Genomic DNA, 22,991 nt, shown 5'->3' on the forward strand with positions numbered 1-22,991 from the left:
GCCACCACCTGCTTTTGATTTCAACTGACAGTCTGCTCGTCGCCATTGGTGTCTTCCTCTGCTGGTACTGGCGTGAACTCCACTCGCTTTACATCGGCAGGAGCGAAATACAGCCACTGGCCCGTTTCCGTCGCCAGCGGCACAAAGCCGTTAACCAGCTCAGGCTGACGTCGTGACATCTTGCCCGTGAATGTTTCGCCTGTTTGAGTGGTTAGCGTGATTTGGTAGATGTCGGACATGATTACCTCTTTGCCTTGTCGCAGCTGTTGCCCTGCTTCTCATAAGTGCTTAGCCACTTACGGCTTACCCGTCAGAAAGATGTGATCACCATCCTTGCGGGGTTACACAGATCATTATCGAAGCCCCTCAGTGAAGAGCTTCTGTAATGTCATTCAGCCTTTACAGCTTCGATGCTGAAGCCGTGAATGATGCTGAGGGGTACGCCGTGGGTGTCCAGGCCATTTTTGATAATCAGCACCCCATCACGAATGTCTGGCTCATTGGTGCTTTGCCAGCCGACTTCCTCAGGTGCCTTTCCAGAATCATGCCCATCCTTGGTCAGAAGCATCACCTTCCAGCCTTTGATTAAAGTCCCCATTGCGCTATTTCCCCTGGGTCTGCTTATCCCATTCCTCACGGAACTTGGATGGATTGTCGAAACCCTGGGTGCATTGATTATTTTGCATGCTGCCTTTCCTCTTCGATTTTTCGGATTGCCGCTTTATCCAGATTGCACTGCCCCAGCGCCGTATAGAGCTGAGCGTTTAACTCCAGACTTGCCTGCCATGTGAACGGAACAACCATTCTGGGGATCGGCGTGTCTGCGGTCAGATCAGCGCTTATCGGCACCACTGGGGCTGGCACGTAAACTGTCTGCGTATTCCCGCAGGCTGTCAGCAGCGGCAGAAGGAACAGGCTGGTTAGCGCACGGATCTCCTTCAAGCGCCTGCCTGATGTAGACAATGCGCGTCTCGCCTTTTTGGGCCAGTTCGTTCTTTGCATTCTGGGTAGCCTGTGAGATGTCACGGATGAGGTTCATCGTGGTGATCACGTTGCTGGTGATCGCCTCCGATGTGTCTGCCCTGACCGTCGCCTTATCGCGCTGGTCTTTGTAGGTGATGGCGTTGTCGCGGTAGTGGTTAATCGCCCAGGCCATGGAAACCAGCAGGCAGATAACGACAGCGCAGATGATTGCTGTTAATCGGCTCATTTCTGGCCCCACTCGCAAACTTCGCGCTCAATCTCGCGTCGGGTGATCAGCCCCTTCCACTGTTTGCCACCAGCATACGTCCAGCGCTGCAGTTCTTTACAGGCACCCGGAACATCACCGGAGTTCAGCTTCTTCAGCAGAGTGGAACTGGCAAAAGCACCAGAGCCAACGTTATAGGTGAAGGAGTAAAGCGCGGCGCGGGTAGGCTCAGGAATGCTAACATTGATCAGCGGGTCGATGGCATTTGCCACCTTTCGCAGATCTGCCTTCAGCAGGTTGTCGCACTCTTTGTCTGTGTAGCGGTGACCGCGGCGAATGTCGGTACCGGTGTGCCCATCGCAAACGGTCCAGACGCCGACAACATCCTGATAGGCGTAATAACGCCGCCCTTCAAGCCCATCCGCATTGCCCAGCATTACTGCAGCAATGGTGATGGCTCCGGATCCGCCAACAATGGCACCCACCAGCTTATTCCTCAATGTTGGGTTCATCTCGGCTCCTGCTACGGCGGTTGTCTTCGCGGATTTTGAAATAGAGATTTGTCAGATACGTCAGTACGGCAATGATGATACCCACCAGCACGCCGATAGCGTTCCACTGCTCGGGGCTGTAGGCATTCAGCATGCCGTTTAGGATGCTCCCGGCTGAAGCGCCATAGGCAGCACCAGTGGTTATTTTTTCCATGCGATACATGCTCTCACCTCGCGTAGTTAGCGGGTGCTGTTCGTGTAGTGGGAAAGGCCGTCAGACACGATAGCTACGGGGCATCTGGAATTGATTGTCTGCGGCCTGAATAAAAAACCCGGCGACAGGCCGGGAAGATGAGGGTAAGGCAATGTCGGCTCTCTGGCCGAAGGGTCCCAGGTAGTGGGTTCTGTGTGTGGCGATCGGACTCGAACCGATACTCAGGTTCAGCATTAGCATCATGCCTGCCCTGCCGGATAACCGGTTGATGCATTACTCTACCCATTCAACCCGCAAGCGGGAATTGAGTTACACCACAACGGTTAGAGCACTGCGCGGCACCTTTCACCAATCCGCGAGGTCTACGGGTTCAATGCTCTTACCTGTTGTGCAGATACGAAAAAGCCCAAGGCGTTAACCTCGGGCTTGAATTCTTTGTGTCGACAATCAAAGCTATGGCGACGATATCAGATTCACATGAAATATATGCGTTTCAATCCAGTTTTGCAAGACTTGAGTCTAAATTTGTCGCCTTTTGTTGTGAACGTGATCGCGTAACCTGCAATAAAGCCCCGCTATCCAGTCGCAGGAAGATGCTGCGCATCTCAACCCAGCGGTCAGTAAAGGTCTCTGACCAGTTTTTTGGCGTTACGCCAACCAGCGACGCCAGCGCCTGATATTCGTACGTCTCACGCCCCACCAGCTCCGCTTTGACGTCCTGCGCCGCCAGCCATATCAGTTTCTTCAGGCGTTCCATCGTCTTGCCCGCCACCTTCTTCGCGCCGAGCTGTTCCCGGAACTCCGTCCATGCCCACTGAGTTATCGTTACCTGGTTCTCAAAGCTAACGTTCTCGCTGTAGTTCCACAGAAGCCAAGCTTTCTGGTGGTCATCCAGCGACAGGACAGCGCGGCGCCATGATGCTGTCACGAACTCCACCGGACCCACCAGCGCGATGGACGATCCCTTAGCGCGGGACTGGCTGCCGCTCATCGCTGGCCCATCAGGGTTAACTTTCCGGCCGGTGACCGGGTCGGTGATTTTCTTCCGGCCCCGGCTGCGCGCCGTCGCGGTGAATTGCGCGTTCTCGGCGAAAGCTACCAGCTGCCCTTTCGTCGCCCCGCTGAGGTCTGCGGTCGCCACAATGAGCTGCTGACGTACGTATTCCAGTTGCTGACTGTTCATGCGGCTTCCTTCTGTGGCTGATTGGTTTTGGTCTGGCTGTGCTTTGCTACTGGCGGCATGCTGGCGCGCTTAACGCTTTCTGTCTGGTATCGGGATATCTCGTCTCTGGTCATGATGGCCTCCGATTCCAGGCGCGAATTGCATCGCGCTTTGTTGGATAGGTGTCAGTTATCGGCTTAATCAAGCATTGCTTTGTCGAACAACCGGCGTAGACACCATCACCATCAGAAAAAAGTTCTGCGCTGCCACCACAGAACGGACACTCAAGCAGAAAAGCCCAATGAGGTAGCTTGAGATCGAATATCATTGGTTTCATGCTGCCTCCCGCTGTTTCAGCGCTTTGAGCTTGGCGCGGTACTCATCGCGGATCCGGATGAAGTCTTCCCGGCGGTAGTTGGTCATTTCGTGGGGGCCATTGAGCCAGTCGACGTAATCCTGCCCGTAACGAGCGATCAGACCAGCTTCGTATTGCTGCGCGACAGTCGCCTCTTTGGCGGTGTATTTGCCCGCTCCGGCATTACACGATTTGCACTGCTTATGGGCGTTGCGCTCTTCAAAGCGCAGTTCAGGATTAGCGCCGACCGTTTTGAAGTGGCCGCAGTCCCACTGGCCGCCATGCAGATCGGGTGGGTTGGTCTCGCCGCAGCTGATGCATGGCAAATCGGCATCGCGCGCACGGATGAAGGCGTTGAATGCCTGCTGAGCCTGCGCCTTGTAGTACCCGGCAGGCCGTAGCTCTGCCAGGCGTTCCTTGCGGCGTTTGCGCCCGGCCTTCTCTGCCTCTTTCTGCTCCTTGATGCGCTTAGCGGCGGCTTTTACCTTCTCCTTCTCGCGTTCTTCCATCGCGAGGATTGCGCCGTGCTCCGGGCAGCACCAGCGGATCCGGATATCATGGAATTTCGGCACGAAGTATTCACCGCATACTTTGCACTTACGGCGGGATGGTTTACGCATGGCTCCTCCTCGCCGCGAGACGCAGCCATTTCTGATCCACCAGGCTGGCGGTGTAGTCTTTCATGGTCGGGATGTCAGACGGATTAACCGCTGGCTTACGCTTACGGCGCGCCGGAACACGGAAGATTTCGTTTGTGATGACGCGGGAAAGTGGAGTAGACATCACGCCTCCTGCTTATCGCGCAGCTGCTGGTACTCGCAACTCTGCGGGATGGTAAGATGGCAGCCGATATTCATCGCCCAAGCTTCGACTTTGCACAGGAAGATGTACATTTCGCCGGTTTCCAGCTCTGACGTATGGCGGAGGGATTGGACCGCGGTTACCTCTCCGGACACGACGTCTACCCGGTCTTTGCTTTCGTAGCCGAGATAGGTGTGCTTCATCGCGTCTTTGACCCACTCAGGCGTAGCGAAGGTCTTGCCGCGGGCGATGAGATAGTCGCTGATTTCCGTGTACCACATGTGGCTGAGCGCGTTCTGCGACAGGCTGCGCTTCTCCCGCCATGGTTTAACTTGTAGGCGGAAGCATTGCCCGGCATCCAGCAATGGCTGAATCTGCTGACCAATGGCCGCGAAGTTGCCGCGATGGAGTTTGATGCCGTCTACTGGCAGAGTCATACGGCCTCCTTAACGGAAACCGCAGAATGCTGAAAATCGCAGGTGCATTTCTGCATCTGTGACAAGGTGAGGAGTTCAGATTGTGGTCGCATTTAAGTCCCCTTAAATGCGCAGAAGTCACCGGAGTTGTTCAGGCTCCGATGACATGATTATGGCTTGATGATTTTACAAAATCAAATGGGTGAGGCTTTCTTTTTTAACTTCAATGTTGGCGCTTTCTCCTTCGATTTATTCTCACTTTCAAATGCATCTTTTGCATTGTTGCATCCGCATTGATGGCAAGCGTAGTCGCCACTCCACCCTCTGCGAGTAACCTCTTTTCCGATAGCGGTTGAACCACATTCAGGACAGACCATAACACCCTCCGGTTTGAATTTAACTTCACTATGATGGTACCAATTCAAATCCGGAGGGAAAGCCAATTTACAAAATAATCGTTTTATTTCAATAGCATAATATTGTTTAAAGGCATTTCTCACACACGCCGTGATTATTGATAGGCATTACCGCACATCTGGCTTTGGTGCTGCCGAAATCATCGCAGCCCAGCACAGCTTCGCGCGGTGCGCCGCCTGCTGGCACCCACTCATAGCGTCGTACGCTTCCCATTCCTTCTCATCGCTAAAGCTTTCATCTGGCTCCGACTCGAACCCGTTAACGATCATATCTTCAGTCGGCTCAACCGGCACCATCACCCACCCATCCGGAACCACAGGGGAGTTGCCATAGGTACCTTTAAGCAAGGCGGCGCGGCAGGCGTTCCATGAATCAGCCGCGGCATTGCACTCATCCCTATCCCACTGGTAGGTAACGCCGCATGGCGCGTAAGTGCTGGCGAGGATTTCTATATTCTCAGGAGTAGCTTCATCCGGCACAGATACCGGCGCTGGCTGCCACATTCCTGCCAACACGGTTTCAATCTGGTCAAATACAGGCTGCATGTCAGAAACATCAGTTATGCCAGTCGGCGTGAAGATGTGGCGCATAGTGGCGTCACCGACGTGGTAGATTTCCGGCGCTGGCGGGGCGTTAGTTTCGCTGACAACCTTTTTGACATGCTTAATTAGGCTGCTTTCGTGGTCAATTTTGAAAACAGATACAGGCTCCAGCGATGCCAGCAGAGCATCCATGGCCACCATGCCGAGCCCGAACATGTCGTACTGCTCTTTGTCTTCTACCGGGTCATAGTCCTGCTGCCAGAACTGGAATGCATTGCGGAGGTTCTTGGCCTGTTCTTTGGTAATTGTGCTCATACTGTCGCTCCTTCCTGATACCTTTCAAACCAGAAAACAACTGGCTTATCGACTACCTCAACCAGACCAAAACGCCCTGCCGTTCGGAAATTGACGCTGTAGGCGCGCGCACGCTCTGCCTGCGCGGTTATCTGTTTACGGAAATCTTCAACAGTGAATGTCGCTTTAAACAGATTGCATGGAGCGCAGGCCGGGAACATGTTTTCGATAGCGTCATTCTCAGGCCGCCAGAACTCTCCCGTTGCGACAGTGCGGCGAGTTCCATCTTTTTGGCGCTCTCCGAATTCCCATTTCCTGAGAGCCGCCTCGACATGATCAGCGTGCCATCCCTTTTCCGGTAAATCACATCCACAATAAGCACAGCGACCACCGAACTTCATGCGCAGCTCTGCGCGCTGTTTTTTCGTCAGTGCCATGCTCACTCTCCCTTTTCGGCTGCAGCGGCGCGCTCAGCCTCGCTTTGCTCCCAGAACCACCGATGAAGAGTCATGAGTTCTTCGTCAAGTGGGCCATATTTGCGGTCGAAGTATGCCTGGGCATCTTTCTCCGCCTCGTCCGGTAGTTCGCCTGGCCCAAACAGCGTGTTATAAATCCATGCCAACCCTTTTCTGGCGTCGCCGGTTCCCTGCCATTCGATGATTGCGGCCTGCATTACCAGAATGTTTTTACCGATTAACAGGTCCAGTTCTTTGTGGCGGTTTCTGATGTATGCATTATCGGTTTCCAGCTCAGCAATCCTCCTCTCTGCGGCTTCCAGCTCATCCAGCAGCGCCAGCACAGACTTTGGCGATATCAGTGAATAGAAAGCGTTTATTGAATCAACGTGTCCTGAGTCGACCTCAATATCTGATTTCATAATTTGAATAGCTTCGTCAGCTTCAAGTACAGCTTCACGCAGCTCCTGTTTGTCGATGTTGCTCATTGGGCGGCTCCTTCAATGAGGAAGGTCATGCTTTCGAGTTTCTTTTTTTGCTTCTCAAGAGACTTTATTTTCGCCAGTCGACGACGCTCGCAATCAGCTAAAGCATCAGCCTCATTCAGCCAAAAATCCTTACCGTGAGCTGTCGTTAAATAGCACCCAGGTAGCCTGTACGAAGCCATTGTTCCGCCATGTGATACATCGGCCATAACTTTAAACGGACCACTTGAAAGCGCGTACTTTGTTACGATAACTTCAGTTAACTCTTGATTGCTCATACCCCTACCCTCCCCCAAACCATCAATACTCGCTTCATCGCCGGACTGTTCCGGCACTCTAGGCAGATCACGTTTGTGTCCGTCCTCTGAACTAACTTCGACTTTCCATACTTAATGCCCGGTATCGTGTCAGGGGCGAAGCGCATGCCGTAACTGGTAAGGCTGTAAAGGCGCTGTCCGTATTTGCCTTCACAGCTGATCAGGCCATCAGCCAGCAGCGTACTCACCGTCCCTGATATCTTTTTGGTGTCCATGCCGATAAGCCCTGCCAGTTTGGCGTTGTTCAGCCCTGGGTTATTGCGCAGGGCTGCCAGCACCTGTTCACGGATTGTTATGGTCATGTCACACCATCCCGTTTGACTTGTTGCGGTTGTACTTCGCCAGCAGCAGCTGGATCGGCGTCGGCCCGTGTTCGGCAGCCGGTGCTGCAATCGACCGGCGTACCGGCGGCACTGGTTTACCCTCGGCGACACGTTTCTCCCACATGTCCAGCAGATCACTCGCCTCGCGCGCCAGCTCACCATGCGTTAACTGGCGCTCTTTGCTGCGGTGACGAAGTTCCACGCAGATGTGGTACATGACCGGCTGCGACCAGGGGAATTGCTCGCTGGAAGTGAATTCGAACGAACGGTTACGCCAGTCCCAGTATTCGGCGATCACCTGGTCAACGGTGATGCCCAGCGCCCCGCTGCTCTGTTTGCACCAGGCAACGAACTGGCCCGGAGACGGCAGGAATGGGCGTTCCTGACGGCGAGCCACACGCATACCGGCATCGACCTGAGCCATTGAGTGGATCCCGTTCTCCTGAAACGCCAGCAGCCATTGACGGCGGAATTCGTTCAGGTCGTCCTGGGTGCGGAAGTTTGCCATGCTGGCCGGGAACGCGGCGCGCAGCTCGTTGAACAGCTTGTTGAATACCTGCGCTACCTGTTCGACCGGCGCGCGCTCCTGGTACTGCTCTGGCAGGTTATGGGCCATGCGGCTCATCTGCTCGCGGTCATGGTTACGCATCTGCTCTGCAAGAGATTTCATCGGATCACCCCATAGGCCCAGTCAGTGTTGTTGAAGTCCAGTTCCTGCTTGACGGCGCGCTGCTCACCACCAGCGCTGCGCTGCATCGTCAGCTTGTCCCACTGCTTACGCAGGCTTTCCGGGCTCAGGATGTTGGTCTGCCAGAAGTGGTGTTTGCTGGCCCAGTCATACAGCGCGCAGATATCCTGGTGCGACCGGTTATCTATCTGTCGCATCAGGCGAACGGTGTTAGACCAGGAGGTCATGTCCGGGGCTTTGCAGGTTGGGTTAATCAGCTTCACCCTGGAGGAAATCCACTTAGCGATCTCGAGGTCTTCAGCCGATCCCCACTTAGCACCGGATGGGGTGTAAACCGCAGCTTCTGGATGAGCTGATAAAAATTTCTTCAGACGTGCGTCAGAGGATTCGTCAGAATTCTCGGACGAAGATCTTTTAATGTTTTTATTGTTGTTATTACATTGTTGTTCATGATTCTCGGTGAAACGCTCGGGTAAATGCGCTCTGTTATGCGCGGCATAACCTTCCGAAGCCGCGCCATTACTGGATTCGCCATGCTCGGCATTAAGCGCGGAGATATGCGCGGTGATACGCTCGGGTAAACCGTCCATTTTTTGAGCATATTCAGCGTAATTTGTGATTGTTATCACAGAGCCCTTTCGCTTCTCTCCGGAGCGAGAAATCATCCCTTCACGCTCGAAAACATCAAGCATCCTGTCTACGGCGTGGCGACTGCATGGCTTCCCTTCCCTGTCGCATAAATTCAGCCCGAGATCGGCTGAGGTGGTGACCAGTTGTCCGGTTTGCAGCGGCCATTGGCGCCCCTTGAAGTTTGCTGTATATGGCTGGCGAGCAGCACACAGCAGCAGGTTTTCCCACAGCGTGCGCAGGAATACGTCCTTCGACCAGGTTTGCTTAAGAACACTCCGGTACAACGGGATGAATCCGGTTTTCTGGTTCTCCATCCGGTTGCTCCTGGCGGCGGAATGCGCCGCGAAATTTGCGTAAGCTACGTTCGACACAGTTAAACCTCCTGCGCCTGGCGTTTTTGATTAGCGTTTGTCATAATGACCTCGTAATTACTGCCGTAATTGCACCTGAAAGCCGTTGGTGTTCGAGCACCGCGGCTTTCGCCTTTTCAGAGCAGTCCAGGCTGCTGCACACGCTTAACGCGCTTCTTTTCGAATTTGTCTGACGGAACTTGTTGCTTCTCTGCCCAAAGCTTCGCGTGTCGTAACACGTCATCGAAAATCCTCCCCTTGCGACTGGCCTGTGACATACGCTTGTACATATCGACGGCCTGAAATGCCCCCCCCTGAGCCACCGCTACGGTGAATCCCTGTTTAATCAGTTCATCGCGCACATGCTTCTCGATAAATTCGATGTGGTTCATGGTCTTCTCCGGTTACATGACGCCTAGCATCGAAGTGACCATCGTCATCAGCGGGCCTACCTGATCCGGCATGAGGCGGAACAGCGAAGCTATACCCTCGCTCACCTCTTTCAGCTTCTGATGTTCCGGAACGTCCAGCAGCACGGCCTGTTTAGCCTCAGCACACTCTTTCATCGCAGAGGCGATCAGCGACATCGTGTCGTTCTGTGGAGCCAGGCGGTTTCGATACTCCAGCGGCAGGACGGACATGATTGCCGGTGCCAGCTGGCGAATGTTGTTGGCCGCATATTCGGTGTCGCCGTCGATCCAGCGGAACACCTTCTGCATCTGGCGGTGTGAGTCAGTCGGGATATCCAGTCCGGTGCCGCCGGTTGCCCGCCACTCTTCAACAATCAGAGCGGCGACAAATTCACGGCTGCGGCAATCAGCTGCCCAGGCGCGTACGGCTGCGCGGATCCCATCGATGTTTAACGCCGAGGAATCAGGTTCCCGACGATTCTGGTAAATCATCGCCGTTGGCGAAAATTTGTTACCTTGTTGATACGCAAGTGAATGCATTGCTTTCCCTTTCGTGGTTAGGGCCGCCGGTTAGGCGGCTTTTGGTTTACTGATTTCAAGAATCTGGTTTTCGGTAAACTGACCACCAGATGCAGCTGCGATTTTGGACGCATAGCCTGTTTCGCCTGTGTAGTCGGTGCGCGGCAGGCAACCGCTATTAATCCACTTGTAAATAGCGCGGGGAGTGCGCCCGCAAGCCTTCGCCACCACCGGTACACGGATTTGTTTGATGATGTCGCCAAGGTTTTTAGGTTGCATTTGTTAACCCTCAAAATTGAACTGTAAGTACATATTATGTCGGAACTGATAGTTCGCGCAAGTGATATTATGATTGAACCTATGGTTCAAGAAGAAAAAGCGCGTACAGAGTTTTCCCAACGGCTAGCGCTGGCCTGTGATAAAGCTGGTTTACCTGCTCATGGTCGTCAGGCTGAAATTGCAAAGCGAATGAAGCTAACACCAAAAGCAGTAAGCAAGTGGTTCAATGGGGAGGCTATTCCAAGACGTGGCAAGCTGCAGGAACTGGCGGCTATAATTGGCACATCCTCGTCTTACCTATTAGGCGATAGTGCAGCAGATGGCATATCTGAAGGGCATATGGCAATGAGGGACGATTCTTTCCGTGTAGACGTTTTTGATATTCAAGCTAGCGCTGGGCAAGGAATTCTTGTGCGAGATGAGTTCATTGAAACAATCCGATCCATAGAGTATTCAACCGAAGAGGCTCGCGCCGTATTTGGTGGGCGCCCAGCTGACCACATAAAAATGATTGCCGTGAATGGCGATTCTATGTCTGGCACGTTCGAGCCGAGAGACCAGATCTTCGTCGATGTGAGCATCGACTGCTTTGACGGTGACGGCATATACATTTTCGTTCTGGACAATGATCTCTACATAAAGCGCCTTCAAAAGCAGCACAAAAAATTAGCTGTGATTTCAGACAACAAAAAATATGAGACCTGGTATATCGAGGATGGAGATTTTTCATCTCTCCGGATCTGCGCGAAGGTCCTGGTAAGCCAATCCAGAGCATATAGATTTCATAGCTGAGGAAGTTAAGCATGGAAGCAATTAAGGTTACAGATCTTAGTGATGGAAGCGTTTTGTACGAGCTTGGCGACCACTTAATCACCTGCAAATTAAGCCACGATAAACGTTGGCAACTAGGTGCTTTCAAACGTGATGAAAGCAAGCTCAGAGATGACACTCTGGCGGTTTTGAAGAATGAAAAATTCATGTTTATGGTTAAGCTCGACGGACAGCTTTCTCCCAAGCCTCAATGCATAGCTGTTAACGGGCGATTTTTATTTTCTGTCCATACCGGCAAAGACAACAACATGGCTGCAGCCATAGTCATGGATAACACCGGGAAAGAGTTATTCAAGATAGAAACTTCCACTCACCTCATCAGTTCGGCCATATCTGAATTTGGGCGCTACATCGCCCTATCGTTTGCCGGTAGCAAAAACAAAGATGATTTTTACGCGCACCGGCTTGAGGTCATAAACATTGATACCGGAGAGGTGTTGATGTCCGTTATCAAAACAGACTTCCTTCGATACGCTGAGCTTTCAGTTGTTGAGCCAGACGGCGGACTTTTCGCAACTTTCAATGGTCGCACAAGGCTTGTTGATGTGACGAACCTCTAATAAATCAAACCAGCCCCAACCCACCTCGCCCAATCAATAAAAAACTCAAAAATATTTCTCCTTAAAGTTCATAAAGTTAATCGTATAAGAACTTTCCATTCACACATAATGTACTTTTGGTACTTTACATGAATGAACTATTGGTACATTATCAACTCATCGAAACGAAACATCGACAGCTGAGCGAAGTTAGCCAGCGGCGGACAGCAAGTCGCCTGCTCATTAAGAATTCAGTCAAGCAGCAAATCACCCGGAGCGCTCCTGGCAAATTGAAATTGCGCCCAATGGGATTGAGGCAGGTGTGTAACGCGTGGCGGGTATAGCACACGAAGAGGACTCCGCACCGGAATGGTTTGCTGCTCAGTTCCCGAACATCGGGGAATCTTTACCAACAGCTCTTTGCGAGGAGCTGACGGTAAACAAACAGAGAGGTGGAAATCATGCTTGGGTGTGAAAAGTGCGACCACGGATTCGTGTTCACCAGATGCTGTTCTGGTCTTGCTGAAATGTGTGGATGCGGCGGAATGCCGGTTCAGGCCACTAATTGCAAGAACTGCAATCCAGAGAATAAAGAGCCGGATGACGCGGAGACAGAATCGCTTCTCCAGTATGTCGAATGGGTCGATTGATCAGCATTTCTCCCGCATCAGCGGGTAACGACAGAGGGTAAGGCGATGCCAGAATTCGAAATTAATCACCAGATCGGTATTTCTCTACGGGAGCTAATCGACTTCCGTCAGTGGACTGAATCTCAGCTATCTGAGCTATGGAGGCTGCAGCCAGGTGACGGCGTGAACGTACAAGGGCAGTTAGTAAGACGCATCAAATAGACCCGCTCCGGCGGGTTTTTTATTGGCCATACCTCACCGTTCTCTATGAGTGCGGTTAGTTATGACAACCGGCGGCCATCCACCGCCCATTGAAACACTTAATAAATGCGTTGAAGTCTTGTAATAACCGTTCCGTTCGCCGCGATAAGGCCAAGAGGATTTATGAACAACAAAACTGGTGGTCCAGCTTTTCCACAATCAGGCGTATGTACACCTGAAATTAACTCATGGGATAGCGATGATTTTGGTGGTCGTGGAATAAGCATGCGTGACTACTTCGCGGCTAAAGCTATGCAGTCGGCCTTGTTAACTTCGAAGCCAGAGAACCCTCTGGGACGAATGGATATTTTTGCTCAGTCAGTAGCTGAAATCTCTTACGAGATGGCTGACGCAATGCTCCGCGCCCGGGAGGCACCATGACAGTCACCCACAACGGAAAGCAGTACACCGCCAAAAAGCTTAACGATAACGAGTGGCAGCTGACGTCGGTATCGGCACCGCGCGACAAGCTGACGCTTAACCGCTGGCAGATACATATCGCTGGCCTCCTGGAACAGGTTGAGGTGAAGGTATGATTGGAATGCACTACGGCACCACCCCGCTCATACGCCAGTGCGTCACTCCTGGCATGATGGCAATGCATGAGGGTCGAACCTATCGCGTCTCAGCAGTCATTCAGGAGCGCAAATGGGTTTACCTGCACACCGATGCAGAAATCATCCGCCTCAGTGACTGCGTGATTGACGTCCTTCTGGACGGTCACGGCAACCCAATCGTTCACTGAGGACGCTGATATGGAAATCAAAACGCCAGCCAACCCAAGCAAAAAGGCGACGGCCAGGGTAAAGAATCCTCTTCCCGCGCCAACCAGTTGCCACCTGTGCTCTGGTTCAGTGCGAATCGGCACTCATGAAGAAGTCTATGGACGCGACTTCAGTGAATGGCCGTATATCTATCTGTGCGAATGCTGCGGTGCATACGTAGGGCTTCATCCTTTCACAGCGATCCCCCTTGGGACTCTGGCAGACAAGCCCACCCGCGACGCGCGCAAGAGCTGCAAGTTGCCATTTGAACGTATCTGGAAGTCGGGTGCCATGACCCGCACTGAAGCTTACCAATGGCTTGCCTGCAAGATGGGTATACCTGTTCACGAATGCCACTTCGGCTGGTTCACCGTAGAGCAGTGCCAGGCTGCAATGCATCACTGTAACGACTGGCTAAACCACTAACCACCCTATTCCACCGATCGGCCTGGCTCAATGCGGGCGGGATCTGCACATCCAAATTTCAGGAGTTCAGCCATGAACGCATATCTCACTTACGACCGAATCGAAGATCGGCGCTGGGTTGAACAGCAACTCACAGACGAGAAAGAGAAGTGGATCGACGATCGGGCGCAGCAAATCATCGACATGATGCCGAAAGAGCCGTCCGGCCTCTTCCACTTCTCAGTTCCGATTGACTCCAGCCCATACGAAGGACTTCGCAGCGATAAAGCTGGCGAGGCCTATAACGATTTCATTTCGGCAGTTGCTTACGCCCAGGCGGAATACGACTGGGAACACCGTACCGGCTGCCCGTTTTAATTTTTGAGGGGATTAATGATGGCAAACGAATTAACAATCACAGCGACGTCGCTTCAGGAGATAGGCGTCGACGTCTCCACCTGGAGCGCGCTGAAGAACAGCATCTACCCTGGCGCCAAAGACGAATCGGTAATGATGGCGCTTGACTACTGCCGCGCCCGCCAGCTGGATCCGTTGCTCAAACCTGTTCACCTCGTTCCGATGTACGTCAAAGACTCGAAAACAGGTAAAGGTGATTGGCGCGACGTGGTCATGCCGGGCATCGGGCTTTACCGCATTCAGGCAGACCGCTCCGGAGATTATGCCGGAGCCCGCGAGCCTGAGTTCGGGCCCGACGTAACTCAGACGTTAACTGGCGTCGAGGTGACCTTCCCTCAGTGGTGCAAATACACCGTCTACAAGCGCATGCCCAGCGGAGAGATCGTCGAGTTCAGCGCAAAAGAATACTGGATTGAAAACTACGCTACAGGCGGCCGCGACACCACAGCGCCGAATGCAATGTGGAAAAAGCGCCCGTATGGACAGCTGGCGAAATGCGCAGAAGCCCAGGCGTTGCGTAAGGCCTGGCCCGAGATCGGACAGCAGCCTACCGCCGAAGAAATGGAAGGCAAATCACTGGACGTTGATATCCGTGACGTCACGCCGCGCAACACCACAGAATCACTTCCACCAGCAGCAAGCGAAGAAACGCTTCAGGCGATCACCGATCTCTTAACGACCCTGGATAAAGACTGGGAGAAAGACTTCCTCCCACTGTGCAGCGACATCTTCAAACGGCAAATTCTTGAGGCGTCAGAACTCACTGAAGAAGAGGCGCAGAAAGGGTTTGGCTTCCTTCAGAAAAGGGCTAAGGCGGCAGCATGACACCAGAAATTATCCTTGCCCGGACCGGTATTGACGTAACCACTATTCAACAGGGCGATGAGGCGTGGCACCGGCTGCGCCTCGGCGTTATCACAGCCTCCGAAGTGCATAACGTCATAGCCAAGCCAAGATCGGGGAAGAAGTGGACAGACATGAAAATGTCCTACTTTCACACCTTGCTCGCCGAGGTATGCACAGGCGTGGCGCCAGAGGTTAACGCCAAGGCGCTGGCCTGGGGCAAGCAGTACGAGGAAGACGCCCGCACCCTCTTCGAGTTCACCACGGATGTGAAAGTCACGGAGTCTCCGATCCTGTTCCGTGACGAGAGCATGCGCACCGCATGCTCCCCTGACGGCCTGTGCAGTAACGGGTTCGGTCTTGAGCTTAAATGCCCGTTCACCTCCCGCGACTTCATGAAATTCCGCCTTGGCGGTTTCGAAGCCATCAAGTCTGCGTATATGGCCCAGGTGCAGTACAGCATGTGGGTGACCGGGAAAGACGCCTGGTTTTTTGCCAACTACGACCCGCGCATGAAACGCGAAGGTATTCACCACATCGTCGTTGAGCGGGATCCGCAATACATGACCGATTTCAATGAAATGGTGCCTGAGTTCATCGAGAAGATGGACGAGGCGCTGGCGGAGATCGGTTTCACGTTCGGGGAACAGTGGAAATGAAACGCACACCCTTCTACCGCAGGCCCGGGCGTACCGGGAAATTCTCCGGCCTCCGCGAACGCGTTATCTAGATGATTCAGACGCGTGGCCGCCCGGTAACCGGCAGCGAAATCGCTGAGAAGTTTGGCGTAACGCTCATCGAGTTCAACCGGGTCGCCAACGGCATCACCCGCGGTTCCGGGCAGATAGCGCAGATCGTTGAGTCGAAGAAATGGCTCAACGATGACGGCATCTGCGACCGCGCTTTCGACCTCGTTACGAAGCCGAAGGTTGTTACGCCGCAGGGTAAATCGCGGCTGTTCACCCGGCGCGCCATAGAGCAGTCATGGGAAGGCCGACGGCAGGAGTGCATTGAACGTGCCGCCCGGCGTCGCCGCCTCATTGCTCAGGGCCTCTACATCGACGAAATGGAGTCAGTGCTATGAAAGCGTGGTCTCTCGAAGAGCTGGCGCTGCTGTGGCGACACTCAAACGCTGAAGTCGCAGAGATTACCGGCCGCAGCATTGAAGAGGTCGGAGATAAGCGGCTGCAAACCAATATTGAGCGTAATGGCTGTGATGTTAACGATCCGGAGCGTGCATCATGAAATACGGAAGCGTGTGCAGCGGTATCGAAGCTGCCAGTAAAGCGTGGGAACCCATCGGCTGGAAACCTGCCTGGTTCTCTGAAATCGAACCGTTCCCATCCGCAGTCCTCGCCCATCACTGGCCGGAAGTAACCAACCTCGGCGACATGACCAAAATCGCCGATGCGGTGCGCGCTGGTGAAGTAGAAGCGCCTGATGTTCTGGTCGGCGGTACGCCTTGCCAGGCATTCAGTATCGCAGGCTTGCGTGAAGGCCTGTCTGATGACCGCGGCCAGTTAACCCTATCTTACGTGGAATTAGCCAATGCAATCGACGCAAAGCGCCGCGAACGCGGTGAGCCAGAAGCAATCATCGTCTGGGAAAACGTCCCCGGCGTGCTCAGCAGCAAAGACAATGCATTCGGGTGCTTTCTGGCAGGGCTTGCCGGAGAAAGCAGTGAGTTGCAGCCAGCAGGGGGAAAATGGACGCACGCTGGTTGTGTGTCTGGACCAGAAAGGGTTATCGCCTGGCGCGTCCTTGATGCTCAATTTTTCGGAGTGGCCCAACGACGCCGCCGTGTGTTCGTTGTCGCAAGTGCTCGAAAAGGATTCGATCCCGCAGCGGTACTTTTTGAGCTCGACAGCGTGCGCCGGGATTCTGCGCCGCGCCGAGAAACGCAAAAGGCAGTTGCCGCACTTACTGCAAGAGGCGTTGGAACGTGTGGCGCTGACGACAATCAGGCTCAAGCAGGACACCTGATAGCTCAGTGCGCTAATGGTGACGTTAGCCACACATTAAAGGGTGAAGGGTTTGATGGTAGTGAGGACGGAACCGGGAGAGGTGTTCCAGTTGTGGCTTTCGGCGGTGGAAATACCAGTGGAAACATTGATATTGCTGCCTGTCTGACTGCAAAAGGACAGAGAATTGACTTTGAAGTTGAAACCTTCGCAGTGCACGGCACGCAGGATCCTGACACCAACAGAGAATTTGCACATACGCTCGGGCGCAACAACGGACAAGAAAACGCCTGCATCGCATTTAGCTACAAAGATAATGGCGCTGATGCGACGTCGGATTTATCGCCAACGATTCGCGCAGGAAACCACGATAAAAGCCATGCCAATAGCGGCCAGCCGCCAGCTATAGCGTATGCATTCAAGGCCGGACAGGGTGCTAAAGCGGGTGGCATTGGTTACGCGGAAGAGCAATCACCGACATTAACAAGCGCCAGCAGCGGAACCAACCTTGCACCAGCGGTAATGCATGGTGTAGCCGTGCGCCGGCTTACGCCGATTGAGTGCGAGCGCCTTCAGGGCTTTCCTGATAATCACACTCTGATCAGCTGGCGCGGGAAGGATGCTGATGAATGCCCGGACGGGCCACGCTATAAAGCCATCGGAAATAGCATGGCAGTTCCGGTCATGCGCTGGATTGGTGAGCGCATCGCCGCAGCGCTGCCAGCAGAGAAGTTGAATGGTGATTATGGCGGAAGTAAAACCCCGCTTGACCAGCGCGACCTCTGGCGCACACCACCAGCCCTTTTCGCTTCCCTTGATGCTGAGTTTTGCTTTCAACTGGATGCCGCCGCCGCGCCGCATAACGCGCTGTGCCGAAAGTTCATCACCGCCGAGCAGAACACGCTGGAAACGCCATGGTCTGATTACCTGAGCATTCCTGGCTACGTCTGGCTGAACCCACCTTACAGCGACATTACACCTTTCGTTAAGAAGGCCGCAGCCGAGAGCGCAAATCAGATTGGCACGGTCATGCTGGTGCCGGCAGACACTTCCGTTGGCTGGTTTAAGGAGGCTATCCAGACCGCCAGCGAGGTACGCCTCATCACCGCCGGCCGACTGGCGTTTATCAACCCGGTCACCGGTAAGCCAGTATCGGGAAATAACAAAGGTTCGATGCTCATCATCTGGCGACCGTACCCGCGTACACACTGCCACTTCGCAACTGTGGACCGGGACGAGCTGATGGCTTTCGGGGCGAAACTTCTTGCCCGCCCGGAGGCCGCATGACGCCAGAAACAGACAACGCCATACGCGCCGCCTGCCGCCGCTGCACCGAGGAAATCCAGCAGGCCATGCGCAAGAAGCCAAAGCCTAACTGGAACGAAACGGTTCCCCCCATCATCAACAAGCATCACAAGAAAATTGAAGCTCTGGGAATTAGCCTCCTGGAGTTCGTCGTCAAAACTGGCCGCCTTAACGGGCGGTTTGGAGCCGAACAATGAATATGAAAACTGAAAAAATCGTGATGATGGACAGCGATGAAGCGGCCAGCATCCAGACTGTAACTGGCTGGGTAGACCGACAAGGCCGTTTCTGGGGTGGTGACGAGCACCAGGCGCGTTGGTGCGGTGCCACTCATCGCAAGTGCAAAAACAAACCTGACGAGCACCCTATTCATAGCACTCATGGCTATTGCGAAGAATGCCACCGCGAAAGCCGACAGGCGAAGTTCTCTACCTTTGAGCGCGCGGTATGGGCCGGAGAGCCGCTAGTTATTTTCGACAGTGACCAGTACTTTTTCGACGCTGAATCGCTGGCTGACTATTGCTATGAGCACTCCCTGCTGCCGAGCGAGTTGCAGTTAATGATCTGCGAACCTAACCACCCGCCGGAGTTCGATCTGGAGCAGCACTGCGAAGAGATAATGCCTGATGGTGATGACTATTACTGCTTGCCGCAAGCTTTGCGTGATGCTGCTGAGGCGCTGAAAGAAAGTGCTCCAGTATCGTGGAGCGCCAGCAATCGCGTTGCGATCGTCTCTGATGACATGCTCAACGACGAGCAGAAGGCCGAAATAATGGCGGAGCGCTCCGCATGAACAGAGCCTCGCCCGTTGATTTGAGAAAAAGCCTCGAAATAGCCAATAACCTCGCGCACATCGGGATTCGCTTTGTGCCGATCCCGGTGGTGACCGAGGAGGAATTCCAGACGCTGGCCGCCGAGCTATCGCGACGGCTTGAGCAGATGGCGGTCGAAGCCGAAAAGAATGAAGGCGGTGCAGCATGAAGGCACTAATCACCAGGTCGCTAAAGCGGCCTTTTTTATTGCTGGCGTTCACATTCAACCGAATTAACCGACAGTTCCGGGAGCATTGACCATGGCCGATATCATCGATACCGCAGCAGAGATTGAAGAGCTTCAGCGTAACGCTGCCCTTTCCGCTCACCGGCTCAACCGCAACGCCGTATCAGCTGAGCGTTTTGAAGAATGCGACGAACCAATACCCGAGCCGCGGCGCGCTGCCGTTCCCGGTTGCCAGACCTGCGCCAGTTGCCAGGAAGAGATCGAGTTGAGGAATAAGCAAAGGGGGATCCAGTGAAAGAGCGTGGAATGATTTTTAATGGCGAGATGGTTCGCGCCATCCTCGACGGCCGGAAGAAGCAGACGCGTCGCATCATGAAAGTTCAGCCGTCTGATGGATTCCACCCAACACATAACGGTTACGATCTGGATTTAAACGCCCACTGGTACACACCTGGCGTGGTCGATAAAAACGGCTACCTACAGCCTGCTAAGAAAGATGTATTTGGCGTTGCTGATGAGAATGAAGGCTACACCTGCCCTTTCGGTGCCGTCGGCGATCGCGTCTGGGTGCGCGAAACGTGGGCTGAAGCTGGTGCTGGCGCGCCGGACCTGAAACTTTATCGCGCGAATTACCCTGAGCACGTTCCAACTCATTACGAGAATGTGCCGCCGGTTGATGAAATACGCTGGACTCCTTCCATTCACATGCCGCGCTGGGCCAGTCGTTTAACGCTGGAGATTACCGGCGTGCGGGTTGAGCGATTGAATGGCATCAGCGAAACGGACGCAGGGGCGGAAGGCATCGACATGGAGGCGCTTTTTGACGCCCAGGACTGTTACGACTGCATTGCAGACCACAACATGACAGGAAGGCCAACGGCAACAGGCGCATTTAAGTACCTGTGGGAATCCATCTACGGCGAAGAAAGCTGGAAGGCCAATCCATGGGTCTGGGTAATCGAATTTAAGGTGGTGCCCAATGTTCAGGATAATCCAGCCTAATACCTGGTACGCCGATCCCCACGGCGCGCCCTGCAAAATCCTCCGCGCTACCCACGAAGTCATCCACTACATCCGCAACGGCCGCACCTGCATCGCCAGCATGGGCCGCTTTCAACACGAATTCGAACCGCTGACCAAAGCACAGGCCGAGCGGATTGCCGAAGAAATCGAAACAGCAGATCACCTGAAGAAGCTGCGCGCCCAGCGTGCGGCATGAGGAGAGAGCGTGAAACCTTACGAATCGAAGAAATCGCAGTTCACCAGAAACCTGATCCGGCGGCGCCACGCTGAATGGTCAGAAAAGACCTTCGGCAATGTCGGCCCCATCGGACCTCTGAAGCACCTTTCGAAAGAGGCGCTGGAAGCTGCTGCCGATCCTGCCGACCTAAGTGAATGGGCTGATATGCAGTTCCTGCTTTGGGACGCGCAGCGGCGCGCCGGTATCACCGATGAGCAAATCACCGCGGCGCTGGAAGAAAAACTAAAGGTGAACATGACCCGCCACTGGCCGGAACCGAAAGACGGTGAGCCGCGTCTTCACATCAAACCATGACGCAACTGATAGCCAGTTATGAGCTGGCTATTGGGTGCGAAAGCACTGCTCCGTTATCCCTTTTGCCCGGCCCATCTCCGGGCTTCTTTTTACCTGATTTCGATTAATCAACACGTCAATGCTGCCTCGCTTATAATGCCTGGCGGCTAAGGAGTTCTCATGGCTAAGCTTCTCAACTTGCAGGAATGGGCTGCTGAGGTCTACACGACTCCACCCTCCCTTTCTACTCTGCGTCGATGGACGCGGGAGGGGCGAATTTATCCCGCGCCGGAGCTGCACGGAAAGGAATATAAGGTTCAGCCTGACGCTATCTACGTGGATCCGCGCAAGAAGAATCTGCGCACTAAACCGAAACACACCAAACTGCCGTCCGGCGGCACCTTACTGGAGAGACTGACTCATGGCGAAAAGGCCAGTACGTTACGACGCTAACCTGCCCCGTAACCTGACCTATCGTAAAAGAGACAGACTTTACAGCTGGCGCAATCCGGTGACCGGGCAGGAGATTTCTCTTGGCCGAATTGATCGCAAGGACGCTGTTGCCCAGGCCATTGAGGCCAACAACTACATCGACCAGAATTACCTTCCCTCTTCTCTCCTGGACCGCATAAAAGACGTGCCCACTTTCACAGTGGCTGCATGGCTGGAGCGTTACGAGGTAATTCTCGAGCGGCGCGAGCTGAAACCAAACACGATGAAGGTCAGGCGAAACCAGATCGCTACCATAAAGGAAGAGTTCGGAAAAATACCTCTCGCATCAGTCACCACAAAGGATATCGCCTCATTTCTTGAAGCGTACATTCTCTGCGATAAAAAGAGCATGGCTTCCGGTCTGCGGTCTGTACTGATGGACATATTCAGGGAGGCGATCGTAGAAGGACATGTCGACAGGAACCCGGCTGAGCCGACGCGAACGCCGACACCGAAAGTTAAGCGAGAGCGCCTGTTGCTCGAACATTTCACCGTCATCCGCCAGGCCGCGTTAACTCATTCTGACTGGGCGCCCAATGCATTCAATCTGGCACTGGTCACCGGCCAGCGACGAGAGGATATCTCACTGTTCAGGTTCAGTGACATTAAAGAGGGGAGGCTTTTCGTTACTCAGGAGAAAACAGGCCACAAACTGGCGCTCCCCCTTGATTTGAGGCTGGACGTCGCCGGGCTTGTGTTGCAGGATGTCATTGATCGATGCCGGGTGAACAACCCTTCCGACTTCATGCTTTACTCGCCGGTTCGCCGCGGGGGGAGAAAGCCGGGGCCGCTAACTCCTGACGGTCTCACCCAAGCGTTCGCGGAGATAAGGGATTCGACCGGGTTAAAATTCGGACCTAACCCACCGCCTTTCCATGAGATCAGAAGCCTGGCGAGCAGGCTATATGAAAAGGAGCGCGGAGAAGAATTTGCTCAGCGTTTACTCGGCCACAAAAATTTAACAATGACCAAAAAATACCTGGACGCACGCGGTGCAGAGTATGTTATGGTTTAGACAGGATATGGAATATTCGAGTAATTTTCGGGGGATTTCGTGTTGAGGCCGAAAAAACCCTTGAGAAACATATAGATAAAAAGAGACCGAATACGATTCCTGTATTCGGTCCAGGGAAATGGCTCTTGGGAGAGAGCCGTGCGCTAAAAGTTGGCATTAATGCAGGCTAAGTCGCCTTGCCTTTTAAGAATAGATGACGACGCCAGGTTTTCCAGTCCACAGCTAAAGCGGCCGGAAAAAAAGCGTCAAAACATCAATAAATATGAAAAACCGCAGTGCTTTCGCAAGCCACTGCGGTTTTTTTTACTGGAAACCGAAAGCTAGCAGAGCTTGTCAGCGCGTTCGATAAACGGCGCCAGGCTCATTTTCTGCCCCGGGCTGGACGGGTCGTCAATCTGGATAACGCTGATGGGCTGTCCGCTGCTCTTACCGCTGGCGACCTGCTGTTCGGCCGCGTCGTTTAACGGGTATTGCACCAGCGTGCTTGGGTTGATGGCATACAGCGCATGACCCGGACGGCAGGTCAGCATCACCTCTTCACGATTGAACGCCCACTTATCCTTACCCATTTCAAAACGGCTGACGGTAATAACCTGTGGTGCCGCCAGCGCGCTACCCGTGCAGGCCAACAATAAGAGAGAAAGTACTGTCTTTTTCAT

At 53.8% G+C, this 22,991-nt stretch carries 41 protein-coding genes and 3 pseudogenes; 22 read left to right on the forward strand and 22 right to left on the reverse strand.

Annotation, left to right across the window (positions count from 1 at the left end; translation table 11 throughout):
* Nucleotides 1–20 precede the first annotated feature (20 nt).
* The 21 genes from VF709_RS01530 to VF709_RS01630 all read right to left on the reverse strand — a co-directional run bounded on the left by VF709_RS01530 (nucleotide 21) and on the right by VF709_RS01630 (nucleotide 10,337).
* Nucleotides 21–239 carry a hypothetical protein gene (locus VF709_RS01530; RefSeq protein WP_058647150.1) on the reverse strand — a complete coding sequence of 73 codons (219 nt, stop codon included), beginning with the start codon at nucleotides 237–239 and terminating at the stop codon, nucleotides 21–23.
* 149 nt (nucleotides 240–388) lie between these two features.
* The gene (locus VF709_RS01535) at nucleotides 389–598 is read right to left on the reverse strand and encodes a hypothetical protein (protein WP_263522283.1); all 210 of its coding nucleotides are present in this window, start codon (nucleotides 596–598) and stop codon (nucleotides 389–391) included.
* A 77-nt stretch (nucleotides 599–675) separates the two neighbouring features.
* Nucleotides 676–864, reverse strand: coding sequence for an Rz1-like lysis system protein LysC (lysC, locus tag VF709_RS01540; protein ID WP_440230757.1), 189 nt, complete (start codon nucleotides 862–864; stop codon nucleotides 676–678).
* Nucleotides 833–1,210 (reverse strand): DUF2570 domain-containing protein, encoded by a 378-nt coding sequence (locus tag VF709_RS01545; RefSeq protein ID WP_440230758.1) that lies wholly within the window; start codon nucleotides 1,208–1,210, stop codon nucleotides 833–835. The genes lysC and VF709_RS01545 overlap by 32 nt, the downstream gene beginning before the upstream one ends.
* Nucleotides 1,207–1,701: a lysozyme gene (locus tag VF709_RS01550; RefSeq protein WP_440230760.1), complete on the reverse strand. Its 495-nt coding sequence runs from the start codon at nucleotides 1,699–1,701 to the stop codon at nucleotides 1,207–1,209. The genes VF709_RS01545 and VF709_RS01550 overlap by 4 nt, the downstream gene beginning before the upstream one ends.
* Nucleotides 1,679–1,903 (reverse strand): class II holin family protein, encoded by a 225-nt coding sequence (locus VF709_RS01555; protein WP_013095970.1) that lies wholly within the window; start codon nucleotides 1,901–1,903, stop codon nucleotides 1,679–1,681. The genes VF709_RS01550 and VF709_RS01555 overlap by 23 nt, the downstream gene beginning before the upstream one ends.
* Nucleotides 1,904–2,387: 484 nt before the next feature.
* Nucleotides 2,388–3,077, reverse strand: a complete 690-nt coding sequence (locus VF709_RS01560; RefSeq protein ID WP_440230762.1) for a bacteriophage antitermination protein Q — start codon at nucleotides 3,075–3,077, stop codon at nucleotides 2,388–2,390.
* A 109-nt stretch (nucleotides 3,078–3,186) separates the two neighbouring features.
* A complete protein-coding gene (locus tag VF709_RS01565) occupies nucleotides 3,187–3,393 on the reverse strand; it encodes a Lar family restriction alleviation protein (RefSeq protein ID WP_071966104.1) in 207 nt (68 codons plus the stop codon).
* Nucleotides 3,390–4,031 carry a recombination protein NinG gene (locus VF709_RS01570; RefSeq protein ID WP_440230764.1) on the reverse strand — a complete coding sequence of 214 codons (642 nt, stop codon included), beginning with the start codon at nucleotides 4,029–4,031 and terminating at the stop codon, nucleotides 3,390–3,392. The genes VF709_RS01565 and VF709_RS01570 overlap by 4 nt, the downstream gene beginning before the upstream one ends.
* Nucleotides 4,024–4,194: a NinE family protein gene (locus VF709_RS01575; protein WP_440230766.1), complete on the reverse strand. Its 171-nt coding sequence runs from the start codon at nucleotides 4,192–4,194 to the stop codon at nucleotides 4,024–4,026. Before VF709_RS01575 ends, VF709_RS01570 begins: the two co-directional genes overlap by 8 nt.
* Nucleotides 4,194–4,649: a YbcN family protein gene (locus tag VF709_RS01580; RefSeq protein ID WP_032669762.1), complete on the reverse strand. Its 456-nt coding sequence runs from the start codon at nucleotides 4,647–4,649 to the stop codon at nucleotides 4,194–4,196. The genes VF709_RS01575 and VF709_RS01580 overlap by 1 nt, the downstream gene beginning before the upstream one ends.
* Before the next feature lie 503 nt (nucleotides 4,650–5,152).
* Nucleotides 5,153–5,902: a hypothetical protein gene (locus VF709_RS01585; protein ID WP_440230768.1), complete on the reverse strand. Its 750-nt coding sequence runs from the start codon at nucleotides 5,900–5,902 to the stop codon at nucleotides 5,153–5,155.
* A complete protein-coding gene (locus VF709_RS01590) occupies nucleotides 5,899–6,318 on the reverse strand; it encodes an HNH endonuclease (RefSeq protein ID WP_440230769.1) in 420 nt (139 codons plus the stop codon). The genes VF709_RS01585 and VF709_RS01590 overlap by 4 nt, the downstream gene beginning before the upstream one ends.
* Before the next feature lie 2 nt (nucleotides 6,319–6,320).
* Nucleotides 6,321–6,824 carry an ead/Ea22-like family protein gene (locus tag VF709_RS01595; RefSeq protein ID WP_440230771.1) on the reverse strand — a complete coding sequence of 168 codons (504 nt, stop codon included), beginning with the start codon at nucleotides 6,822–6,824 and terminating at the stop codon, nucleotides 6,321–6,323.
* Nucleotides 6,821–7,099, reverse strand: a complete 279-nt coding sequence (locus VF709_RS01600) for a hypothetical protein (protein WP_045626126.1) — start codon at nucleotides 7,097–7,099, stop codon at nucleotides 6,821–6,823. Before VF709_RS01600 ends, VF709_RS01595 begins: the two co-directional genes overlap by 4 nt.
* On the reverse strand, nucleotides 7,096–7,440 hold the full coding sequence (locus VF709_RS01605) for a winged helix-turn-helix transcriptional regulator (RefSeq protein ID WP_440230773.1): 345 nt from the start codon (nucleotides 7,438–7,440) through the stop codon (nucleotides 7,096–7,098). The genes VF709_RS01600 and VF709_RS01605 overlap by 4 nt, the downstream gene beginning before the upstream one ends.
* A 1-nt stretch (nucleotide 7,441) precedes the next feature.
* Nucleotides 7,442–8,131, reverse strand: a complete 690-nt coding sequence (locus VF709_RS01610; protein WP_440230775.1) for a replication protein P — start codon at nucleotides 8,129–8,131, stop codon at nucleotides 7,442–7,444.
* The gene (locus VF709_RS01615; protein ID WP_440230777.1) at nucleotides 8,128–9,093 is read right to left on the reverse strand and encodes a replication protein; all 966 of its coding nucleotides are present in this window, start codon (nucleotides 9,091–9,093) and stop codon (nucleotides 8,128–8,130) included. Before VF709_RS01615 ends, VF709_RS01610 begins: the two co-directional genes overlap by 4 nt.
* A 173-nt stretch (nucleotides 9,094–9,266) precedes the next feature.
* The gene (locus VF709_RS01620; RefSeq protein ID WP_045892380.1) at nucleotides 9,267–9,521 is read right to left on the reverse strand and encodes a hypothetical protein; all 255 of its coding nucleotides are present in this window, start codon (nucleotides 9,519–9,521) and stop codon (nucleotides 9,267–9,269) included.
* 12 nt (nucleotides 9,522–9,533) lie between these two features.
* Nucleotides 9,534–10,079: a toxin YdaT family protein gene (locus VF709_RS01625; protein WP_440230779.1), complete on the reverse strand. Its 546-nt coding sequence runs from the start codon at nucleotides 10,077–10,079 to the stop codon at nucleotides 9,534–9,536.
* Between the two features lie 30 nt (nucleotides 10,080–10,109).
* Entirely contained in the window at nucleotides 10,110–10,337 is a 228-nt protein-coding gene (locus VF709_RS01630) for a hypothetical protein (protein WP_033817243.1), read from the reverse strand.
* Nucleotides 10,338–10,373: 36 nt separating this feature from the next.
* On the opposite strand from VF709_RS01630, the gene VF709_RS01635 reads away from it, so the two are divergent.
* The 22 genes and pseudogenes from VF709_RS01635 (at nucleotide 10,374) to VF709_RS01740 (ending at nucleotide 22,332) form a co-directional block, all read left to right on the forward strand.
* On the forward strand, nucleotides 10,374–11,129 hold the full coding sequence (locus VF709_RS01635; RefSeq protein ID WP_128350921.1) for a LexA family transcriptional regulator: 756 nt from the start codon (nucleotides 10,374–10,376) through the stop codon (nucleotides 11,127–11,129).
* Between the two features lie 11 nt (nucleotides 11,130–11,140).
* A complete protein-coding gene (locus VF709_RS01640; protein WP_440230780.1) occupies nucleotides 11,141–11,728 on the forward strand; it encodes a hypothetical protein in 588 nt (195 codons plus the stop codon).
* 992 nt (nucleotides 11,729–12,720) lie between these two features.
* Nucleotides 12,721–12,978, forward strand: a complete 258-nt coding sequence (locus VF709_RS01645; RefSeq protein ID WP_063869139.1) for a hypothetical protein — start codon at nucleotides 12,721–12,723, stop codon at nucleotides 12,976–12,978.
* Nucleotides 12,975–13,133, forward strand: a complete 159-nt coding sequence (locus VF709_RS01650; RefSeq protein ID WP_063869137.1) for a hypothetical protein — start codon at nucleotides 12,975–12,977, stop codon at nucleotides 13,131–13,133. Before VF709_RS01645 ends, VF709_RS01650 begins: the two co-directional genes overlap by 4 nt.
* On the forward strand, nucleotides 13,130–13,342 hold the full coding sequence (locus VF709_RS01655; RefSeq protein ID WP_063869135.1) for a cell division protein FtsZ: 213 nt from the start codon (nucleotides 13,130–13,132) through the stop codon (nucleotides 13,340–13,342). The genes VF709_RS01650 and VF709_RS01655 overlap by 4 nt, the downstream gene beginning before the upstream one ends.
* Before the next feature lie 10 nt (nucleotides 13,343–13,352).
* A complete protein-coding gene (locus VF709_RS01660) occupies nucleotides 13,353–13,787 on the forward strand; it encodes a zinc-finger-containing protein (RefSeq protein ID WP_063869133.1) in 435 nt (144 codons plus the stop codon).
* 72 nt (nucleotides 13,788–13,859) lie between these two features.
* Nucleotides 13,860–14,144, forward strand: a complete 285-nt coding sequence (gamL, locus tag VF709_RS01665; RefSeq protein WP_022651075.1) for a host nuclease inhibitor GamL — start codon at nucleotides 13,860–13,862, stop codon at nucleotides 14,142–14,144.
* Nucleotides 14,145–14,162: 18 nt separating this feature from the next.
* Nucleotides 14,163–15,008: a phage recombination protein Bet gene (bet, locus tag VF709_RS01670; protein ID WP_063869132.1), complete on the forward strand. Its 846-nt coding sequence runs from the start codon at nucleotides 14,163–14,165 to the stop codon at nucleotides 15,006–15,008.
* Entirely contained in the window at nucleotides 15,005–15,685 is a 681-nt protein-coding gene (locus tag VF709_RS01675; protein ID WP_032608700.1) for a lambda exonuclease family protein, read from the forward strand. Before bet ends, VF709_RS01675 begins: the two co-directional genes overlap by 4 nt.
* Nucleotides 15,682–16,110 (forward strand): annotated as a pseudogene (locus VF709_RS01680) (regulator). The gene VF709_RS01675 and the pseudogene VF709_RS01680 overlap by 4 nt, the downstream one beginning before the upstream one ends.
* On the forward strand, nucleotides 16,107–16,271 hold the full coding sequence (locus tag VF709_RS01685) for a hypothetical protein (RefSeq protein WP_440230784.1): 165 nt from the start codon (nucleotides 16,107–16,109) through the stop codon (nucleotides 16,269–16,271). Before VF709_RS01680 ends, VF709_RS01685 begins: the two are co-directional and overlap by 4 nt.
* Nucleotides 16,268–17,683: pseudogene (gene dcm / locus VF709_RS01690) on the forward strand (DNA (cytosine-5-)-methyltransferase); the annotation flags it as partial. The gene VF709_RS01685 and the pseudogene dcm, both read left to right, overlap by 4 nt.
* Nucleotides 17,672–18,274 (forward strand): phage N-6-adenine-methyltransferase, encoded by a 603-nt coding sequence (locus VF709_RS01695; RefSeq protein ID WP_440231018.1) that lies wholly within the window; start codon nucleotides 17,672–17,674, stop codon nucleotides 18,272–18,274. The pseudogene dcm and the gene VF709_RS01695, both read left to right, overlap by 12 nt.
* Nucleotides 18,271–18,489, forward strand: coding sequence for a hypothetical protein (locus VF709_RS01700; protein ID WP_150320594.1), 219 nt, complete (start codon nucleotides 18,271–18,273; stop codon nucleotides 18,487–18,489). Before VF709_RS01695 ends, VF709_RS01700 begins: the two co-directional genes overlap by 4 nt.
* Nucleotides 18,486–19,085: a hypothetical protein gene (locus VF709_RS01705; RefSeq protein WP_440230785.1), complete on the forward strand. Its 600-nt coding sequence runs from the start codon at nucleotides 18,486–18,488 to the stop codon at nucleotides 19,083–19,085. Before VF709_RS01700 ends, VF709_RS01705 begins: the two co-directional genes overlap by 4 nt.
* The gene (locus VF709_RS01710) at nucleotides 19,082–19,273 is read left to right on the forward strand and encodes a DUF1382 family protein (protein ID WP_195207138.1); all 192 of its coding nucleotides are present in this window, start codon (nucleotides 19,082–19,084) and stop codon (nucleotides 19,271–19,273) included. The genes VF709_RS01705 and VF709_RS01710 overlap by 4 nt, the downstream gene beginning before the upstream one ends.
* A gap of 91 nt (nucleotides 19,274–19,364) precedes the next feature.
* Nucleotides 19,365–19,586 carry a TraR/DksA family transcriptional regulator gene (locus VF709_RS01715; RefSeq protein WP_440230787.1) on the forward strand — a complete coding sequence of 74 codons (222 nt, stop codon included), beginning with the start codon at nucleotides 19,365–19,367 and terminating at the stop codon, nucleotides 19,584–19,586.
* 11 nt (nucleotides 19,587–19,597) lie between these two features.
* Nucleotides 19,598–20,293, forward strand: coding sequence for a hypothetical protein (locus tag VF709_RS01720; RefSeq protein WP_440231019.1), 696 nt, complete (start codon nucleotides 19,598–19,600; stop codon nucleotides 20,291–20,293).
* Complete coding sequence (locus tag VF709_RS01725) at nucleotides 20,271–20,510, forward strand: DUF4222 domain-containing protein (protein WP_063401377.1); 240 nt, start codon at nucleotides 20,271–20,273, stop codon at nucleotides 20,508–20,510. Before VF709_RS01720 ends, VF709_RS01725 begins: the two co-directional genes overlap by 23 nt.
* 57 nt (nucleotides 20,511–20,567) lie before the next feature.
* Nucleotides 20,568–20,840 (forward strand): annotated as a pseudogene (locus tag VF709_RS01730) (dATP/dGTP pyrophosphohydrolase domain-containing protein); the annotation flags it as partial.
* A 165-nt stretch (nucleotides 20,841–21,005) separates the two neighbouring features.
* Complete coding sequence (locus VF709_RS01735) at nucleotides 21,006–21,278, forward strand: excisionase (protein ID WP_440230789.1); 273 nt, start codon at nucleotides 21,006–21,008, stop codon at nucleotides 21,276–21,278.
* Nucleotides 21,247–22,332, forward strand: coding sequence for a tyrosine-type recombinase/integrase (locus tag VF709_RS01740; RefSeq protein WP_440230791.1), 1,086 nt, complete (start codon nucleotides 21,247–21,249; stop codon nucleotides 22,330–22,332). The genes VF709_RS01735 and VF709_RS01740 overlap by 32 nt, the downstream gene beginning before the upstream one ends.
* A 320-nt stretch (nucleotides 22,333–22,652) precedes the next feature.
* Here VF709_RS01740 and VF709_RS01745 read toward each other — a convergent pair whose 3' ends face one another.
* Entirely contained in the window at nucleotides 22,653–22,991 is a 339-nt protein-coding gene (locus tag VF709_RS01745; protein WP_038419913.1) for a YebY family protein, read from the reverse strand.

The sequence above is a fragment of the Enterobacter sp. Lyrl_3 genome (assembly GCF_051948675.1).
GTDB lineage: Bacteria > Pseudomonadota > Gammaproteobacteria > Enterobacterales > Enterobacteriaceae > Enterobacter > Enterobacter cloacae.

Coding starts and splice junctions, on each gene's coding strand:
- gamL (WP_022651075.1), top strand. CDS start 13,860: ATGAACGCATATCTCACTTACGACCGAATCGAAGATCGGCGCTGGGTT.
- VF709_RS01610 (WP_440230775.1), bottom strand. CDS start 8,131: ATGAAATCTCTTGCAGAGCAGATGCGTAACCATGACCGCGAGCAGATG.
- VF709_RS01530 (WP_058647150.1), bottom strand. CDS start 239: ATGTCCGACATCTACCAAATCACGCTAACCACTCAAACAGGCGAAACA.
- VF709_RS01560 (WP_440230762.1), bottom strand. CDS start 3,077: ATGAACAGTCAGCAACTGGAATACGTACGTCAGCAGCTCATTGTGGCG.
- VF709_RS01685 (WP_440230784.1), top strand. CDS start 16,107: ATGAAAGCGTGGTCTCTCGAAGAGCTGGCGCTGCTGTGGCGACACTCA.
- VF709_RS01605 (WP_440230773.1), bottom strand. CDS start 7,440: ATGACCATAACAATCCGTGAACAGGTGCTGGCAGCCCTGCGCAATAAC.
- VF709_RS01720 (WP_440231019.1), top strand. CDS start 19,598: ATGATTTTTAATGGCGAGATGGTTCGCGCCATCCTCGACGGCCGGAAG.
- VF709_RS01705 (WP_440230785.1), top strand. CDS start 18,486: ATGAATATGAAAACTGAAAAAATCGTGATGATGGACAGCGATGAAGCG.
- VF709_RS01550 (WP_440230760.1), bottom strand. CDS start 1,701: ATGAACCCAACATTGAGGAATAAGCTGGTGGGTGCCATTGTTGGCGGA.
- VF709_RS01640 (WP_440230780.1), top strand. CDS start 11,141: ATGGAAGCAATTAAGGTTACAGATCTTAGTGATGGAAGCGTTTTGTAC.
- bet (WP_063869132.1), top strand. CDS start 14,163: ATGGCAAACGAATTAACAATCACAGCGACGTCGCTTCAGGAGATAGGC.
- VF709_RS01645 (WP_063869139.1), top strand. CDS start 12,721: ATGAACAACAAAACTGGTGGTCCAGCTTTTCCACAATCAGGCGTATGT.
- VF709_RS01595 (WP_440230771.1), bottom strand. CDS start 6,824: ATGAGCAACATCGACAAACAGGAGCTGCGTGAAGCTGTACTTGAAGCT.
- VF709_RS01710 (WP_195207138.1), top strand. CDS start 19,082: ATGAACAGAGCCTCGCCCGTTGATTTGAGAAAAAGCCTCGAAATAGCC.
- VF709_RS01620 (WP_045892380.1), bottom strand. CDS start 9,521: ATGAACCACATCGAATTTATCGAGAAGCATGTGCGCGATGAACTGATT.
- VF709_RS01715 (WP_440230787.1), top strand. CDS start 19,365: ATGGCCGATATCATCGATACCGCAGCAGAGATTGAAGAGCTTCAGCGT.
- VF709_RS01555 (WP_013095970.1), bottom strand. CDS start 1,903: ATGTATCGCATGGAAAAAATAACCACTGGTGCTGCCTATGGCGCTTCA.
- VF709_RS01585 (WP_440230768.1), bottom strand. CDS start 5,902: ATGAGCACAATTACCAAAGAACAGGCCAAGAACCTCCGCAATGCATTC.
- VF709_RS01660 (WP_063869133.1), top strand. CDS start 13,353: ATGGAAATCAAAACGCCAGCCAACCCAAGCAAAAAGGCGACGGCCAGG.
- VF709_RS01630 (WP_033817243.1), bottom strand. CDS start 10,337: ATGCAACCTAAAAACCTTGGCGACATCATCAAACAAATCCGTGTACCG.
- VF709_RS01725 (WP_063401377.1), top strand. CDS start 20,271: ATGTTCAGGATAATCCAGCCTAATACCTGGTACGCCGATCCCCACGGC.
- VF709_RS01695 (WP_440231018.1), top strand. CDS start 17,672: ATGCGCTGGATTGGTGAGCGCATCGCCGCAGCGCTGCCAGCAGAGAAG.
- VF709_RS01740 (WP_440230791.1), top strand. CDS start 21,247: ATGGCGAAAAGGCCAGTACGTTACGACGCTAACCTGCCCCGTAACCTG.
- VF709_RS01565 (WP_071966104.1), bottom strand. CDS start 3,393: ATGAAACCAATGATATTCGATCTCAAGCTACCTCATTGGGCTTTTCTG.
- VF709_RS01545 (WP_440230758.1), bottom strand. CDS start 1,210: ATGAGCCGATTAACAGCAATCATCTGCGCTGTCGTTATCTGCCTGCTG.
- VF709_RS01625 (WP_440230779.1), bottom strand. CDS start 10,079: ATGCATTCACTTGCGTATCAACAAGGTAACAAATTTTCGCCAACGGCG.
- VF709_RS01570 (WP_440230764.1), bottom strand. CDS start 4,031: ATGCGTAAACCATCCCGCCGTAAGTGCAAAGTATGCGGTGAATACTTC.
- VF709_RS01650 (WP_063869137.1), top strand. CDS start 12,975: ATGACAGTCACCCACAACGGAAAGCAGTACACCGCCAAAAAGCTTAAC.
- VF709_RS01700 (WP_150320594.1), top strand. CDS start 18,271: ATGACGCCAGAAACAGACAACGCCATACGCGCCGCCTGCCGCCGCTGC.
- VF709_RS01575 (WP_440230766.1), bottom strand. CDS start 4,194: ATGTCTACTCCACTTTCCCGCGTCATCACAAACGAAATCTTCCGTGTT.
- VF709_RS01655 (WP_063869135.1), top strand. CDS start 13,130: ATGATTGGAATGCACTACGGCACCACCCCGCTCATACGCCAGTGCGTC.
- VF709_RS01600 (WP_045626126.1), bottom strand. CDS start 7,099: ATGAGCAATCAAGAGTTAACTGAAGTTATCGTAACAAAGTACGCGCTT.
- VF709_RS01580 (WP_032669762.1), bottom strand. CDS start 4,649: ATGACTCTGCCAGTAGACGGCATCAAACTCCATCGCGGCAACTTCGCG.
- VF709_RS01535 (WP_263522283.1), bottom strand. CDS start 598: ATGGGGACTTTAATCAAAGGCTGGAAGGTGATGCTTCTGACCAAGGAT.
- VF709_RS01635 (WP_128350921.1), top strand. CDS start 10,374: ATGTCGGAACTGATAGTTCGCGCAAGTGATATTATGATTGAACCTATG.
- VF709_RS01675 (WP_032608700.1), top strand. CDS start 15,005: ATGACACCAGAAATTATCCTTGCCCGGACCGGTATTGACGTAACCACT.
- VF709_RS01590 (WP_440230769.1), bottom strand. CDS start 6,318: ATGGCACTGACGAAAAAACAGCGCGCAGAGCTGCGCATGAAGTTCGGT.
- VF709_RS01735 (WP_440230789.1), top strand. CDS start 21,006: ATGGCTAAGCTTCTCAACTTGCAGGAATGGGCTGCTGAGGTCTACACG.
- VF709_RS01745 (WP_038419913.1), bottom strand. CDS start 22,991: ATGAAAAAGACAGTACTTTCTCTCTTATTGTTGGCCTGCACGGGTAGC.
- VF709_RS01615 (WP_440230777.1), bottom strand. CDS start 9,093: ATGGAGAACCAGAAAACCGGATTCATCCCGTTGTACCGGAGTGTTCTT.